Source organism: Rouxiella aceris (assembly GCF_012933545.1).
Taxonomy (GTDB): Bacteria; Pseudomonadota; Gammaproteobacteria; order Enterobacterales; family Enterobacteriaceae; genus Rouxiella; species Rouxiella aceris.
In genome coordinates this window covers 363,693-379,316 of record NZ_JAADJU010000004.1, presented here as the reverse complement: position 1 = coordinate 379,316, position 15,624 = coordinate 363,693, and the positions used below count along the sequence as shown (strand labels likewise).

The 15,624-nt window shown below is 53.1% G+C and carries 13 protein-coding genes; 11 read left to right on the top strand and 2 right to left on the bottom strand.

Translation table 11 applies throughout. The annotated features are described in order from the left end of the window. Positions 1–116: 116 nt before the first annotated feature. From GW590_RS09895 to gsiD, 6 genes are all read left to right on the top strand, one after another. Complete coding sequence (locus GW590_RS09895) at positions 117–347, top strand: DeoR family transcriptional regulator (protein ID WP_169402949.1); 231 nt, start codon at positions 117–119, stop codon at positions 345–347. Between the two features lie 305 nt (positions 348–652). Continuing rightward, entirely contained in the window at positions 653–1,651 is a 999-nt protein-coding gene (locus GW590_RS09890; RefSeq protein ID WP_169402863.1) for an isoaspartyl peptidase/L-asparaginase family protein, read from the top strand. 73 nt (positions 1,652–1,724) lie between these two features. Then, a complete protein-coding gene (locus tag GW590_RS09885) occupies positions 1,725–3,641 on the top strand; it encodes a dipeptide ABC transporter ATP-binding protein (RefSeq protein WP_169402862.1) in 1,917 nt (638 codons plus the stop codon). A 60-nt stretch (positions 3,642–3,701) separates the two neighbouring features. Then, positions 3,702–5,225: a glutathione ABC transporter substrate-binding protein GsiB gene (gsiB, locus tag GW590_RS09880; protein ID WP_211186719.1), complete on the top strand. Its 1,524-nt coding sequence runs from the start codon at positions 3,702–3,704 to the stop codon at positions 5,223–5,225. Positions 5,226–5,318: 93 nt separating this feature from the next. Then, positions 5,319–6,239 (top strand): glutathione ABC transporter permease GsiC, encoded by a 921-nt coding sequence (gene gsiC, locus GW590_RS09875; RefSeq protein ID WP_169402861.1) that lies wholly within the window; start codon positions 5,319–5,321, stop codon positions 6,237–6,239. An 8-nt stretch (positions 6,240–6,247) separates the two neighbouring features. Further along, on the top strand, positions 6,248–7,165 hold the full coding sequence (gene gsiD / locus GW590_RS09870; protein WP_169402860.1) for a glutathione ABC transporter permease GsiD: 918 nt from the start codon (positions 6,248–6,250) through the stop codon (positions 7,163–7,165). A 702-nt stretch (positions 7,166–7,867) separates the two neighbouring features. Here gsiD and fghA read toward each other — a convergent pair. Both fghA and ptrR read right to left on the bottom strand, forming a co-directional pair. Then, positions 7,868–8,719, bottom strand: coding sequence for an S-formylglutathione hydrolase (gene fghA / locus GW590_RS09865; RefSeq protein ID WP_169402859.1), 852 nt, complete (start codon positions 8,717–8,719; stop codon positions 7,868–7,870). After that, a complete protein-coding gene (ptrR, locus tag GW590_RS09860) occupies positions 8,703–9,614 on the bottom strand; it encodes a putrescine utilization regulator PtrR (protein WP_169402858.1) in 912 nt (303 codons plus the stop codon). Before ptrR ends, fghA begins: the two co-directional genes overlap by 17 nt. A 137-nt stretch (positions 9,615–9,751) precedes the next feature. Here ptrR and GW590_RS09855 point away from each other — a divergent pair, with 137 nt between their 5' ends. The 5 genes from GW590_RS09855 to mglB all read left to right on the top strand — a co-directional run bounded on the left by GW590_RS09855 (position 9,752) and on the right by mglB (position 15,482). Then, the gene (locus tag GW590_RS09855; protein WP_169402857.1) at positions 9,752–10,879 is read left to right on the top strand and encodes a YbfB/YjiJ family MFS transporter; all 1,128 of its coding nucleotides are present in this window, start codon (positions 9,752–9,754) and stop codon (positions 10,877–10,879) included. A gap of 124 nt (positions 10,880–11,003) precedes the next feature. Beyond that, on the top strand, positions 11,004–11,666 hold the full coding sequence (folE, locus tag GW590_RS09850) for a GTP cyclohydrolase I FolE (protein WP_169402856.1): 663 nt from the start codon (positions 11,004–11,006) through the stop codon (positions 11,664–11,666). Positions 11,667–11,750: 84 nt separating this feature from the next. After that, complete coding sequence (gene yeiB, locus GW590_RS09845) at positions 11,751–12,908, top strand: DUF418 domain-containing protein YeiB (RefSeq protein WP_169402854.1); 1,158 nt, start codon at positions 11,751–11,753, stop codon at positions 12,906–12,908. Positions 12,909–13,162: 254 nt separating this feature from the next. Then, the gene (galS, locus tag GW590_RS09840) at positions 13,163–14,194 is read left to right on the top strand and encodes an HTH-type transcriptional regulator GalS (protein ID WP_169402852.1); all 1,032 of its coding nucleotides are present in this window, start codon (positions 13,163–13,165) and stop codon (positions 14,192–14,194) included. 289 nt (positions 14,195–14,483) lie between these two features. Next, positions 14,484–15,482, top strand: coding sequence for a galactose/glucose ABC transporter substrate-binding protein MglB (mglB, locus tag GW590_RS09835; RefSeq protein WP_169402850.1), 999 nt, complete (start codon positions 14,484–14,486; stop codon positions 15,480–15,482). Positions 15,483–15,624: the final 142 nt, after the last annotated feature.

Sequence of the window (15,624 nt, the reverse complement as noted above, 5' to 3'; positions counted from 1 at the left end):
TCTTTCAAAAAAATGAGATCGATCGCAAAAATGATCTTTTCTCCGGCGTATCATTACCGGCAGTTTTGTGATGTAAATCACAATAATTTGTCTACTGCGTCAGGAGTTACATCGTGATGAAAAAAAACCGCCATCAGGCCATACTCAAATTGGTGGATCAACATGAAGTGGTTCAGGTCAACGATTTAGCCTTGTGGTTAGAGGTGAGCCTCGAAACTATCCGTCGCGATCTTAGTGAAATGCAGGACAAAGGATTGATTCAGCGGCGTCATGGCCGTGCCAGGCGTGTAGAAACCGCGACAACTTATGGCTGGATCAATAGTTTACAGCGGGTTTCTCATAGCTGACTGGCGTGCTCCTTGGTTGCCAGACCGCTGCGCTGGCGGCCTCACCAATGTGAGCAAGCCGCTGCGGCCAACCGATCAGTGAGGTACCGCTCTTTCTGACGACACCAGCATTATTTTGCGCACTAATTTCACCTCCTGCTTGCCCGCGTTATGCCATCCTTTCTGATATTTTCTCTAAATGTTCTAAGCCAGCTACTTCATTTTATTGGATTTAAATTTCAGCTTTACTTAGGCTTGGGGGGTAAATATAGTCGAAATTCGATGCTATTTTCCCGGACTGGTTGAACACAAGGGTGCCATATTCAATGAACGCAACGATTTCTTCTACTGAGCAACAGCCGGCTGTTGCGGTAATTGCTATCCACGGTGGTGCGGGTGCTATTACCCGAGCAGCAATGAGTGCAGAAAAAGAACGTCACTATTTGCAAGCGCTGGAACAGATTGTCAGTGCAGGTCAGGGGATACTGGCAGCCGGAGGCAGCGCGCTGGACGCGGTGACCGAAGCTGTGCGCTTACTTGAAGAGTGTCCTTTATTTAATGCCGGTACCGGCGCGGTGCTGACCCATCAGGGAACTCATGAACTTGACGCCTGTATTATGGATGGTCGCACCCTCGACGCCGGGGCCGTCAGCTGTGTCAGCCATATCCGCAATCCGATCCTCACCGCACGCCAGGTACTGGAGCATAGCCCGCATGTGATGTTTACCGGTCAGGGGGCGGAAGACTTTGCCCGTCAGCATGGCCAGGAGATGGTGGCGGCAGACTACTTTTTTACTCAGGAACGTTTTGATCAGTTGCAGCGCGCCAAGGCCAGTGAGGGCGTAATGCTCGATCACGATGCCGCAGCCCTTGCTGCCCCGGTTTCCGACGATCCTTTAGATGCCGATCGCAAATTTGGCACGGTAGGTGCCGTTGCCCTCGATTCTTTCGGTAATCTGGCTGCAGCCACCTCCACCGGCGGTATGACCAATAAGCAGGCCGGGCGCGTTGGCGATACGCCGATTATTGGTGCCGGCTGTTATGCCAGTAACCGCACGGTGGCGATATCCAGTACCGGCACCGGCGAAGTCTTTATGCGTACGCTCGCTGCTTATGATGTAGCGGCGTTGATCGACTATGCGGGTATGACGCTGCAGCAGGCCAGCGACAAGGTAGTGATGGAAAAACTGGTGGCGCTGGAAGGCTCCGGCGGCATGATTGCCATCGACCGTTTCGGCAATGTCTGTTTGCCTTTTAACAGTGAAGGCATGTATCGCGGCTATGGCCATGTGGGTCAGATGCCGAAAGTGGCAATTTATCGATAACCCGGCCTGCCAGCCGACAGATTGAAAATATCGGCTGGCAATCTTAGGGAGCCTTAATGATCAAGGAGTGGTGATGAGTCATAGCTTACCCCAGGCGCAGCCTTCAACAGCGTTGACCTTAGCTGAGGATCAGGTCCTGTCGGTACGTAACCTCAGTATAAACTTTGAGCATGAAGGCCAGACTATCCAGGCGGTGCGCGATCTTGCTTTTGAGATCAAGCGTGGCGAAACCCTGGCGATTGTCGGTGAATCCGGCTCCGGTAAGTCGGTCACCTCGCTGGCGCTGATGCGTCTGGTGGAGCAGGGCGGTGGCAGGATCGACGGCGGGCAAATAGCCTTTCGTCGGCGCAATGGCCAGGTGATGGATCTGACGGCGGCCAGTCAGTCATCGATGCGCGCGTTACGTGGTGCCGATATGGCGATGATTTTTCAGGAGCCCATGACCTCGCTTAATCCGGTGTTTCCGGTGGGTGAGCAGATCGCCGAGTCGGTGCGCCTGCATCAGGGCAAAGATGCGACAGCGGCTCGCGCCGAAGCGTTGCGCATGCTGGAACTGGTGCGCATCCCGGAAGCCCATAATATTCTCGACAGCTTTCCTCACCAGCTCTCCGGCGGTATGCGTCAGCGGGTGATGATCGCCATGGCGCTTTCCTGTAAACCGGCATTACTGATCGCCGATGAACCCACTACCGCGCTGGATGTCACTATCCAGGCACAGATTCTGCAACTGATCCGCGTACTGCAAAAAGAGATGCAGATGGCGGTGATCTTTATTACCCATGATATGGGCGTCGTGGCTGAAATCGCCGATCGCGTGTTGGTGATGTATCAGGGAGCAAGCGTAGAAGTCGGCGAGGTTGGCCGTGTGTTTTCGTCACCGCAGCATGCTTATACCCGTGCGCTACTGGCTGCCGTACCCAAACTGGGGGCAATGAAAGGCACCCGTTTGCCTGCGCGTTTTCCATTGCTTGACTCCACGGGGCACCGCGAGGCGGCCGATAGCGAAACCTTGATCCAGACGACGTTGATCCCGGGCGCAGCACCGATCCTGCAGGTGCGCGATCTGGTTACTCGTTTCCCTCTGCGTAGCGGGTGGCTTAATCGTGTTACCCGCTATGTTCACGCGGTGGAAAAGGTCAGTTTCGACCTTTATCCGGGTGAAACGCTGGCGCTGGTGGGCGAATCCGGCTGTGGTAAATCAACCACCGGTCGCTCGTTGTTGCGTCTGGTAGAAAGTCAGCGCGGTTCGGTGATCTTTAATGGCCAGACAATGTTCGACGGCGAGCATCCCGGCCAGCTGTCGGGACCGGCGCTGCAGCATCTGCGTCGCGATATTCAGTTTATTTTCCAGGACCCTTACGCTTCGCTCGACCCACGGTTGACCGTCGGCTATTCCATTATGGAACCCTTGCTGGTGCATAACATCGGCACCCGCCAGCAGGCCAGGGAACGGGTAGCCTGGTTATTGCAAAAGGTCGGTTTGCTGCCCGAGCATGCCCAGCGCTATCCACACGAGTTCTCCGGCGGACAGCGGCAGCGTATCTGCATTGCCCGCGCTTTGGCGCTCAATCCCAAAGTGGTGATTGCAGATGAGTCGGTGTCGGCACTCGACGTTTCCATCCAGGCGCAAATTGTTAATTTATTGATGGATTTGCAAAAGGAACTGGGTATTGCCTTCCTGTTTATCTCCCACGATATGGCGGTGGTGGAACGTATTAGCCACCGGGTGGCGGTAATGTATCTTGGGCAGATTGTCGAGATTGGCCCGCGCGCTGCGGTGTTTGAAAATCCCCAGCATGCCTATACCCGCAAGTTGATGGCAGCGGTACCGGTGGCCAATCCCCTGCATATAAGGGTAGAGCAGCCACTGTTGGTCGATGAAGTGCCCAGCCCGATCCGTCCGCTGGGCAATGAACCTATTATTGCACCGCTGGTAAAAGTCTCTGAGGGGCACTTTGTCGCCCGTCATACCATTGCCAGCGTTTATTGACAGGGTAATTACAGAAAAGGAACCATGATGATCCAGACATTGAGGATTGAGCAGAAAACGATGCGTCGAGCGGCACTGGCGACCTTGATCATTGGCAGCCTGGCTTCTGGCTCAGCCTGGGCAGCGAAGGACGTAGTGATTGCCGTCGGGTCGAACTTCACCTCCCTTGACCCCTATGATGCCAACGACACTCTTTCTCAGGCGGTGGCCAAGTCCTTCTATCAGGGCCTGTTTGGTTTTGACAAGGATATGAAGCTGATTAATGTGCTGGCCGACAGCTATAGCGTCAGCCCGGACGGCCTGACTTATACCATCAAGCTGCATCCGGGGATCCATTTCCAGGACGGTAGCGATTTTAATGCGGCGGCTGTCAAGACCAACCTCGATCGTGCCAGCAATCCCGACAATCATCTTAAGCGTTATAATTTGTTCAAGATGATCGCCAAAACCGACGTGGTTGATGCCAATACGGTGAAGGTTGAGCTAAAGGCGCCTTTCTCGGCATTTATCAATAACCTGGCGCATCCCTCTGCGGTGATGATTTCGCCGACCGCCCTTGGCAAATACGGCAAAGATATCGGTTTCCATCCGGTGGGCACCGGTCCTTATTCCCTGGAACAATGGAATCAGACCGATTTTGTCAAAGTGAAGAAATTCGACGGTTACTGGCAAAAAGGCGAGCCTAAGCTGGACACCATTACCTGGCGTCCGGTAGTGGATAACAACACCCGTGCTGCCATGCTGCAAACCGGCGAAGCGGATTTTGCATTCCCGGTGCCTTATGAGCAGGCGGCGTTGCTGGAAAAAAACAGCAAGCTAAGCCTGGTGGCTTCGCCGTCGATTTTGCAGCGCTATATCAGTTTTAACGTGACGCAAAAACCTTTCGATAATCTGAAAGTACGTCAGGCCATTAACTACGCCATCAACAAACAGGCGTTAATTAAAGTCGCCTTTGCCGGTTATGCGGTGCCGGCAGAAGGTCCTTTGCCTGCCGGTATCCAATATTCGGCAAAATATCAGCCGTGGCCTTACGATCCAGCTAAAGCGCGTGAGTTGCTGAAAGAAGCCGGTTATCCGGATGGTTTTACCACCACGCTGTGGTCCTCACATAACTCCAGCACCGCGCAGAAAGTGTTGCAGTTTGCTCAGCAGCAGCTGGCTCAGGTGGGCATTAAAGTCACGGTGACCGCATTTGACGCTGCACAGCGTGCCGCACAGGTCGAAAACGTGGGACAAAAAGAGTCAGGTGTGCGTATGTTCTATACTGGCTGGTCGGCATCTACCGGCGAAGCAGACTGGGCATTGACGCCGCTGTTTGCCAGCCAGTCTGCGCCGCCAAAACAGTTTAATACCGCTTTTTACAGCAATCCGCAGGTGGACAAGGATCTTGCCGATGCTCTGAATACCACGGATAGCGCCAGCAAAGGCAAGCTGTATAAAGATGCCCAGGATCATATCTGGGCCGATGCGCCTTGGGCATTTTTGGCTACCGAGCGTCTGCTTTCAGCCAATAACAAACGTCTGAGCGGTTTTTATGTTATGCCGGACTCGTCCTTTAATTTTGCGGATGCCGATGTGAAGTAACTTCTGTTCACTCCATTTCTCGCTTGTTATGGCCTCCGTGTTAAACGGGGGCCATATAAGGATCAATGACGCAATGAATAGCCATAATCCATTATGCTGAATTACTTTATCAAGCGCCTGCTGGGCTTGATCCCCACTTTACTGATCGTCGCCGTATTGGTGTTTCTGTTTGTGCATCTGTTGCCAGGCGATCCCGCCAGATTGATGGCCGGTCAGGACGCCGATCCCGGCGTGGTTGAGCTGGTTCGTCAGGATCTGGGACTGGATAAACCCTTATGGCAGCAATTTCTGACTTTTTTCCAGCGTGCGCTGCACGGTGATTTTGGTCATTCCATGGCCTCAAAACGCCCGGTTATTGACGAAATCAGCTCGCGTTTTTTACCTACCTTCTATTTGACGCTGACCAGCATGCTGTGGTCGGTGGTATTCGGTTTGACCATCGGCGTGGTGTCAGCGGTATGGCGAAATCGTTGGCCCGATCGTCTGGGCATGGCGCTGGCGGTTTCCGGCATCTCTTTCCCGGCGTTTGCCCTCGGCATGCTGTTGATGCAGGTTTTTTCGGTCAATCTCGGCTGGTTGCCCACCGTCGGTGCCGATAGTTGGCGTCACTATATATTGCCGTCACTGACGCTGGGTGCGGCGGTAGCCTCGATTATGGCCCGTTTTACCCGCGCCTCCTTTGTTGAAGTGATGCAGGAAGACTATATGCGTACCGCGCGCGCCAAAGGGGTACACGAGTTTTTTGTGGTGGTAAAACACGGTCTGCGTAATGCCATGATCCCGGTGGTCACCATGATGGGGCTGCAATTCGGTTTTTTGCTCGGCGGATCGATTGTGGTGGAAAAGGTGTTTAACTGGCCGGGGCTGGGGCGACTTCTGATCGACTCGGTCGAGATGCGCGACTATCCGGTGATCCAGGCGGAAGTGTTGCTGTTTTCGCTGGAATTTATCCTGATCAATTTGCTGGTGGATATGCTGTATGCCGTCATCAATCCTTCTATTCGATACAAGTGAGCAAGCGCATGAAAAACTGGCGACGTAAAGCCGCGCTGGCAACCCTGCCATTGGTGACGCCGCACGGCCAGAGTCAGCGGGTCCACACGCCATGGCGCGCTTTTTTGCGCCGTTTTGCCAAACAGCATATCGCTCTGGTGGCCGGTGTTTTTGTGCTGTTGCTGATTGTCGCGGCGATCCTGGCACCCTGGCTGGTACCTTTTGATGCTGAAAACTATTTTGATTACGACCGTTTAAACGAGGGACCGTCGCTGATCCACTGGTTGGGTGTGGATTCGCTGGGGCGTGATATTTTTAGTCGCATTCTGATGGGGGCGCGGATATCGCTGGCGGCGGGGGTATTGTCGGTTATTTTAGGGGCGATTATTGGCACGGTACTCGGCTTATTGGCCGGTTACTATGAAGGCTGGTGGGATCGTCTGACCATGCGTATCTGTGATGTGCTGTTTGCTTTTCCGGGCATCCTGTTGGCGATTGCCGTGGTGGCGCTGATGGGCAACGGCATGACCAATGTTATTATAGCGGTAGCGATTTTTAGTATCCCGGCGTTTGCCCGTCTGGTACGCGCCAATACGCTGGTGCTAAAAAACCTGACCTATATTGAGTCGGCGCGCAGCATTGGCGCGTCTGATGCCACTATTATCTTTCGGCATATTTTGCCCGGCACCTTATCTTCGATAGTGGTGTATTTCACCATGCGTATTGGCACATCGATCATTACTGCTGCCAGTTTGTCATTTTTGGGTATGGGCGCACAGCCACCAACGCCGGAGTGGGGCGCAATGCTCAATGAAGCCCGTGCGGATATGGTGATGGCCCCGCATGTCGCCATCTTTCCCTGTCTGGCGATATTTTTAACCGTATTGGCTTTTAATCTGTTGGGGGATGGGTTACGGGATGCGCTTGATCCCAGGTTGAGGTCTTAAATGGCAATTTTCTATTTTAAAAACCAATGGGCTATGAGGAGCTGTTTCGGTTTTATAATAGCGGTGGCAACTTAACCCGCTGTGCCGAACCGAGTTAAGGAGCGCTGGCCCGCTCCTTAACAATCCTGGGCCTTTTGGTGTCTTTGATTCGTCTGCTGCCTATTACCGGCTATGTTTCAGTGACTCCGAGCGTGGCACGAGCCGCGCTGCTGCGCAGTCCCCTTGCTCGGTCGGGAGCCAAAAGCGTCTCCCTCCTCTTCGCGCGGCGCCGTCTCTGAATGTGCCAGCAAACTATGCACACCGTGCCGTTTCAGCGGCAAACTTTTTATCTTTTTATCTTTCTATCTTTTTATCTTTCGCCGTTGACCTTTAATGTTGCCGGTTTTGCTTTAAATGTTTCCTGGCCGATTCAAAACCTACGCTGAGCGACGTGGAGCGAGACGCTTTTGGCTCGCGACCGAGTGAAGGGACCGCGAAGCGGCGTGGTTTAGGCCACACACAGAAGTCACTGGAAAGAACTCGAACCGAGGGCACGACACTTATCAATTTGGACAAGGCGCAGGATTCCAAAGGAGGCGCGCCTTCGCCTCCTTTGGGCGGTCTGGGCCGCCGCCCAGTGAGCGCAGCGAATGCCCTTAACCTTGACCTTGACCTTGAAGTTGACCTTGAAGTTGACGTTAAAACCAAAAATTGCCCTTTAAGTCATCCCCCTAAATACCCCGCATGAAACCGCAAATGATCCTCCACAAAACTGGCAATAGTAAAATAACTATGATCATAACCAGGCTGCACGCGCAGCTGTAGCGGCCAGTGGCGCTCACGGGCGATTTCTGCCAGTTTGGCAGGTTGTAACTGATCGGCCAGAAACTGATCGCTGTCCCCCTGATCGACCAAAATCGGGAAGGTCGCCTGCCCGGCAGGTAATGACGCCAGCAAATGACAACTGTCATACTGCAACCACTGGCTCTCATCGCTCCCCAGATAAGCGCTAAAGGCCTTTCTTCCCCAGGGTACCTGAGCAGGATTGACAATAGGTGCAAAGGCCGAGGCGGAGCGGAAACGCTGCGGATTGCGCAGTGCCAGCATCAAGGCACCGTGTCCCCCCATGGAGTGGCCCATAATCGACTGACGATCGCTGATATTAAAATGTTCCTGCAGCAGTTGCGGCAGCTCGTCGATCAGATAATCGTACATGCGATAGTGGGCGGCCCACGGTGCCTGGGTGGCATTCAGATAAAATCCGGCCCCTTGCCCCAGATCGTAACCCTCGTCATTCGCCACATCCTCGCCGCGCGGACTAGTATCTGGCATCACCAGCAGCAACCCCAGCTCGGCAGCCACGCGCTGTGCCCCGGCTTTCAAGGTAAAGTTTTCATCATTGCAGGTCAGGCCCGATAGCCAGTAAACCACCGGCGGCGGATTGTCATCACGCGGCGGCGGCAGATAGAGGCTAAAGGTTGTACTGCTTTGCAGGCTGCTGGAAAAATAACGGTAACGCTGCTGCCAGCCACCAAACATCCGGTGTTCTTCAAGAAGTTCAATCGAGGTGCTCATCTGCTGTCTCCATTAGATTTATTAAATTTGATGGGCTGCTTGGCGTCAGGATCAGCTCCTTGAGTGCGCGCACATTGGCACCAAAGGCATCGCGACGCCAAAAAAGCCAGGTGGCAGTATCGGCAAACTGGTCCTCTATGTCGTTAACCTGTACCCGTTCGTATCCCGGCAGCTGCGCCAACAGGTTGTACGGTAACATGGCGATACCGGCACCGCTGGCGACGCAGGCCACCATCGAGTGATAGGACTGGATCTCCATGGTGTTATTGCTATGCAGACCGGCATGCTTCAACCAATTTTCTAAACGTTGACGATAGGAGCAGCTGGGACGAAAGGCAAATACCGTATGTCCCGGTCGTCCCGGCAGATCCGCCATCGGTGCTTCGCCCAACGGAGAGATAATCACCAGTCTTTCCCGAAAGGCGATACAGCCATTCAGGTCGTTGTCATCTATCGGCCCATCCGCCAAACCCGCCGCCAGCCTGCCTGCGCGCACACTGTCAATCACTTCCCCCGAGGTGGCGGTGGTCAATGACAGCGCCACCTGTGGGTAGCGTTGATGATAAGCGGCAAGCAGCGTCGGTAAGCGCGTTGCCGCCGCGCTTTCCATGGCCCCCAGCATAAACTGCCCGGCAGGTTCACCGGTGTGACTCAGCGACATGGCTTCATCACTTAGCGCCAGAATACGTTGCGCGTAACTTAAAAAATTATGGCCGATGGCCGACAGGCGTAAACGCTGTTTTTCACGAATAAACAGATCGCTGCCCAACTCGACCTCAAGCTGGCGCAGACGGGTGGTCAGGTTGGAGGGCACACGGTGCAGCTGTTCGGCCGCCCGCGCGACAGACCCGGTTTCTGCCACGCAGCAAAACATTCGTAGCTGGGTGAGATCCATTAGTTATTCTCTTATCGTCACTAAGTTTGTTTAAATTATTCACTATTTGTGATTCTAGCTTTACGGCATGATGATTTAAAGCTTTTCTTATTGATAATCACTCAGGGTTTGCTGCCCAATCATCGCGTGGAGCGACTATGGCATTTCGCATTGCATTAACAGGTTTTTTGGCTTTTGTGGTAGCCCTGGGGATTGGGCGCTTTGCGTTTACGCCGCAGGTGCCCTTAATGATCGCCGAACATCAGTTTACCCTCACCGGCGCAGGTCTGGTGGCGGCATTCAATTATCTCGGCTATCTGTTGGGTGCCTATGACGCCATGCGGGCCACCCGTCATGTGGAGCGGCGTTTGCTGGTCGGTGTCTGGGCGGCGGTGTTGTTGACCCTGCTTTCGGCGGCGGTGACCGGTGAGGTCTGGCATGCAGCGATCCGCTTTGTGATCGGCTGGAGCAGCGGTTGGGCGATGGTGCTGGTGGCGGCATGGTGTAATGAGCGCCTGATCCATTACGGACGTCCGGCGATGAGTGCCGCGGTCTTTGCCGGGCCAGGGGCGGGGATTTTACTTAGCGGCTTGCTGGCGGCCGCTATTCACAGTTTGGCGTTAAGCGCCGCCACGGCCTGGCTGGTATATGGCTTGCTGGCATTGATTCTGGTGCTGCTGGTCAACCGCTACTTTCCCCGTGCCGGAGAGTGGCATCGGCCGCTGGTCAACGTTGAACCGCTGATTATCAGCCCACCACTTAAACGCCTGGTGCTGTGCTATAGCCTGGCGGGATTTGGCTATATTCTACCCGCTACCTTTTTCTCGCAGATGGCCAATGCGCGCTTTCCCGATAGTCTGTTTGCCCAGTTTGTCTGGCCGGTGTTCGGCGGTGCGGCAATTGTTGGCATTGCGTTGGGGATTGTGACCCGCCACTGCCTGAAAACCCATCAGCGTCTGGCCATTACTCTTTGGCTGCAGGGATGCGGCGTGCTGTGCGCCGAGATAGTCCCGGGAGTGAATGGCCTGATTATCGGCGCGGTGCTGACCGGCGGTGGTTTTTTATGTGTAGTGCAACTGGCGCTGCAATACAGTCGCGAGCTGGCACCCAACCATAGTCGCTATATGGCCGGATTATTAACTACCGGCTATGCAATAGGGCAACTGGCCGGACCGCTGCTGTCGGCGATTTCCACTTCGCTGACGCATCGTCTTGAGCCTGCACTTTATGTCGCCATGGCCACATTCTGGCTGGCGGGTGCCCTGGTTTTTAAGCGCGGACGATAACTTGCAGCTATTTCATCTATCATGAAGGACAATCACTGGATTCTGTGCACGGACTCTACTACAGTAACGCACCTCATTTTGATGTGATCCATATCAAAGTGATATTCACTGCTGGAGAGAAAGCATGGCGACATTGAGTAAAGAAGCTGTATTGGTACATGAGGCGCTGCTTGCCCGTGGTCTTGAAACCCCGCTGCGTGAAGAGCCTTCTCTTGATGCGGAAACGCGTAAACAGCGGATCAAAGAGCATATGACCGGTATCATGCAGTTGCTCAATCTTGACCTTAGCGACGACAGTCTGGCCGAGACGCCCAAGCGTATTGCCAAGATGTATGTCGATGAGATTTTCTCGGGTCTTGATTACGCCAACTTTCCCAAAATCACCGTTATCACCAATAAAATGAAGGTGGATGAGATGATTTCGGTGCGTGATATTACCCTGACCAGCACCTGTGAACATCACTTTGTGACCATTGATGGCAAAGCGACGGTGGCGTACATCCCCAAGGATGCGGTAATTGGTTTATCGAAAATCAACCGCATTGTGCAATTCTTCTCGCAGCGTCCGCAGGTGCAGGAACGTCTTACCCAGCAGATCCTGATTGCGCTGCAAACGCTGCTCGGCACCAACAACGTGGCCGTGTCGATTGATGCCGTCCATTACTGTGTAAAAGCACGCGGTATTCGTGATGCCACCAGTTCGACCACCACCACTTCGTTGGGCGGACTGTTCAAAACCAGCCAAAATACTCGCCAGGAATTTTTGCGTACCATTCGCCATAACTGATCGCTGTCCCCCGCGTTAACTTAAGCACTTGCGGCTCCCGATGGGGGCCGTTAGTCTAGGCTTTTCCGTTACAGGACGTCATCCATGCGCCCACGTATTGCCACGCTGGACTTTACCCGTGGCATTGCCATTTTCGGCATTCTTTTGCTCAACATCAGTTCGTTTGGCTTGCCAAAAGCGGCCTACCTCAACCCGGCTTACGCCGGACTGCCCTCGCTGACCGATGCCTGGACCTGGGCGGTGGTTGACGTACTGGCGCAGGGAAAATTCCTGATGATGTTTGCCATGCTGTTTGGCGCGGGTCTGCAACTGTTGCTGCCGCGCGGCAAAGCCTGGATCCAGTCGCGGCTTTCCTTGCTGTTAATGTGCGGTGCGATCCATGCCATTTTCTTCTGGGATGGCGATATCCTGCTCTCTTATGGCCTGATCGGGCTGGTATTCTGGCGACTGGTGCGCGATGCCAAAAGCAGTCAGACGCTGTGGCGTACCGGGGTATTACTCTATCTGGCGGGGGTTGGCATTTTGCTGCTGCTGGGACTGATCTCTTCTCCGAAACCAGACAGTTTCTGGTTGCCGGGGTATGCCGAGCTACAATATGAGCAGTTTTGGCGACTCAAGGGGGGCATGGAGGCGATTAACAACCGGCTGGATATGCTGTCATCAAGTCTGATCTCGGTGGCTGTGCAGTATGGCTGGGAACTGGGCGGTGCCATGCTGATCGGTGCCAGTTTGATGCGTAGCGGCTGGTTAAAAGGGCAATTTGCCAGCAGGCACTATTTGCAGGTTGCGGTCATAGTGTTACCGCTTTCATTGTTGATTCAAATACCTGCCATTATCTTTCAATGGCAGGATGCATGGGACTACCGCTGGAGTGGTTTCTACCTGCAGGCACCCCGTGAGATTGGCGCCTTGCTGCAGGCGGTGGCTTATCTGGCACTCTGCTATGGCTTATGGCCATGGCTAATGAAACAACGTTGGGTAGCGGGTATCTCTCAGGTGGGGCGCATGGCATTAAGTAACTATTTACTGCAAACCCTGGTCTGCACCTTTTTCTTTAATCATCTGGGTTTTTATCAACATTTCAATCGGTTACAGCTAATTGCGCTGGTGCCTGCGGTATGGCTGATCAATCTTGCCGTCACCTTGCTGTGGCTGCGTTTTTTCCGCCAGGGACCGATGGAATGGCTGTGGCGCCAACTGACTGCCAAGGCCTCCGGCGTGGCTGAAGATGCCGTGAAATGACGTCGATTATCTGAAATTGCAATAAAAGTTGCATAATTGTATGTAAACGTTTTCTGTGCTGTGACGAGATTCACGCTGGTTTCTCGCTAAAGCGTTTAGGATAGCGGTCGTGCAGAGTAAGCCGATCGCCAAACTAAAACAGGAAATATTTATGATCACTGTACTGACTCTTTCGTTACACTTTCTCTCTTCTGCCCGGGGTTTATCGCTTTTTTCTTGCCGTCGGCCACTGTTTCTGACTTGTGGAGCGACCTATGGTTACCATTCGTGATGTCGCCAAGCTGGCCGGCGTTTCTGTTGCCACCGTTTCCAGGGTCTTGAATAATCCGGCTATTGCCAGTCAGGAAGCCCGTGAGCTGGTGCTCAAGGCAGTAAAAAGTCTGGGCTACCGGCCAAATGCCAATGCTCAGGCGTTAGCCACGCAAAGTAGCGATACCATTGGCGTGGTGGTCATGGATGTCTCGGATCCCTTCTTTGGTGCGCTGGTCAAGGCAGTGGATACCGTCGCTCAGCAGCATAATAAATATGTGCTGATCGGTAACAGCTATCATCAAGCGGAAAAAGAACGTCATGCCATTGAAGTTTTGATTCGTCAGCGCTGTAACGCATTGATTGTTCATGCTAAAGCCCTTGATGACGATGAGCTGGCGCATTTTATGCAGCAGGTACCGGGCATGGTGCTGATTAATCGGGTGATTGATGGTTACGAGCATCGCTGCGTCTGTCTGAACAACGTGGTCGGTGCCGAAATGGCCACCAAGCTATTGATATCTCAAGGACATCGCCGTATTGGCTATATCGGTTCAAACCATCCCATTGCCGACGAAGCACAACGTTTTCAAGGTTATGTGCATGCTCTGACGCAGATAGATCAGCACGGCAGCCGTCCCCCGGATAGCTGGCGTGCCGCCGGTTCCCCGGATCTGCAGGGCGGGGAGGCGGCAATGGTGGAGCTGCTGGGGCGTAATCTGCATCTTAGTGCGGTATTTGCCTATAACGATTCCATGGCCGCCGGTGCCCTGGCCGTATTGAAAGAAAACGGTATTCGTGTGCCGCAAGATTTTTCGCTGGTGGGCTTTGATGATATCCCCATTGCCCGTTATACCAGCCCCAAGCTGACGACCGTGCGTTATCCCATTATTTCCATGGCAACGCTGGCTACCGAGCTGGCGCTGCAAGGGGCCAACAATCAGTTGATTGCCGGGGTTTCTCACTGCTTTATGCCGACGCTGGTGCGGCGGCATACCGTGGCCCCCTGGCAAAGTGTGGCACCCGTCACTCCCTGAACAATAATTCTTATGTAACCGTTTTCAATCTGTGAGAACTTTCACAGATTATTAACATGGTAACCATTATGATTCAGGCGTTTTCAGAATAATTCTGTATATGTATTTTGAATGATGTATTACGGCAGTGACTTCTCGCTCTCGGTTTTTTGAAGCCGGATACGGAAGCAAAACAAAAAAAATGATGATATGCACTTGTGGAAGAGCTTAGTCAAGGAAGGCAGGCATCCCGGAAATCGATAAAGTGGACGCCGAAGTCAGTACCCCCCTACATAAACCGGAGATACAAATGAATAAGAAGGTTTTTACCCTGGCTACTCTGGCTGCCTGCATGATGTTTGGCACTGTCGCTCATGCTGCTGATACCCGTATTGGCGTTACGATTTACAAATACGATGACAACTTTATGTCTGGCCTGCGCAAAGATCTTGAAAAAGATGCCAAAGCCGCCCCAGATGTTCAGCTGCTGATGAATGACTCGCAAAACGACCAATCCAAACAGAACGATCAGATTGACGTTTTGATTGCCAAGGGTGTGAAATCGCTGGCCATCAACCTGGTTGACCCGGCTGCCGCACCGGTTGTTATCGAAAAAGCTCGTGCTGCCGGCATTCCTGTTGTGTTCTTCAACAAAGAACCTTCACGCAAGGCGCTGGACAGCTACGACAAAGTTTATTACGTCGGGACTGACTCTAAAGAGTCTGGTGTGATCCAGGGCGAACTGATTGCCAAACAATGGAAAGCTACCCCAGCCTGGGATTTGAATAAAGATGGCGTGATCCAGTATGTTCTGCTGAAAGGCGAACCGGGTCATCCAGATGCTGAAGCACGTACTACTTATGTGATCAGAACCCTGAACGATAAAGCCGGTATCAAAACTCAGCAACTGCAGTTAGATACCGCAATGTGGGATACCGCACAGGCTAAAGACAAAACTGATGCATGGTTATCTGGTCCTAATGCCAACAAAATTGAAGTCGTTATCGCCAACAACGATGCGATGGCAATGGGGGCAGTAGAAGCCTTAAAAGCACATAACAAATCCAGCATTCCAGTATTTGGCGTCGATGCTCTGGCAGAAGCGCTGGCAATGGTGAAATCTGGTGCAATGGCCGGTACCGTATTGAACGATGCGGACAACCAGGCAAAAGCAACCTTCGATCTGGCTAAAAACCTGGCTGACGGCAAGCCTGCCGCCGACGGTACCCAGTGGAAGATTGTCGACAAAGTTGTACGTATCCCTTATGTACCGGTCGACAAAGACAACCTGTCTACTTTTGTAAAATAACTAGCTGCCATAAGATTGTTGAATAACTCTCCAACGGCTAAGAAGCTAGAAGTAGTGGCATAGTTTACGTAGTTATGATGACTCTGCATTATATTGCTTAGGTCAGCCGGTCAGAAATATCTGACCGGCGGTTTTCAATCTT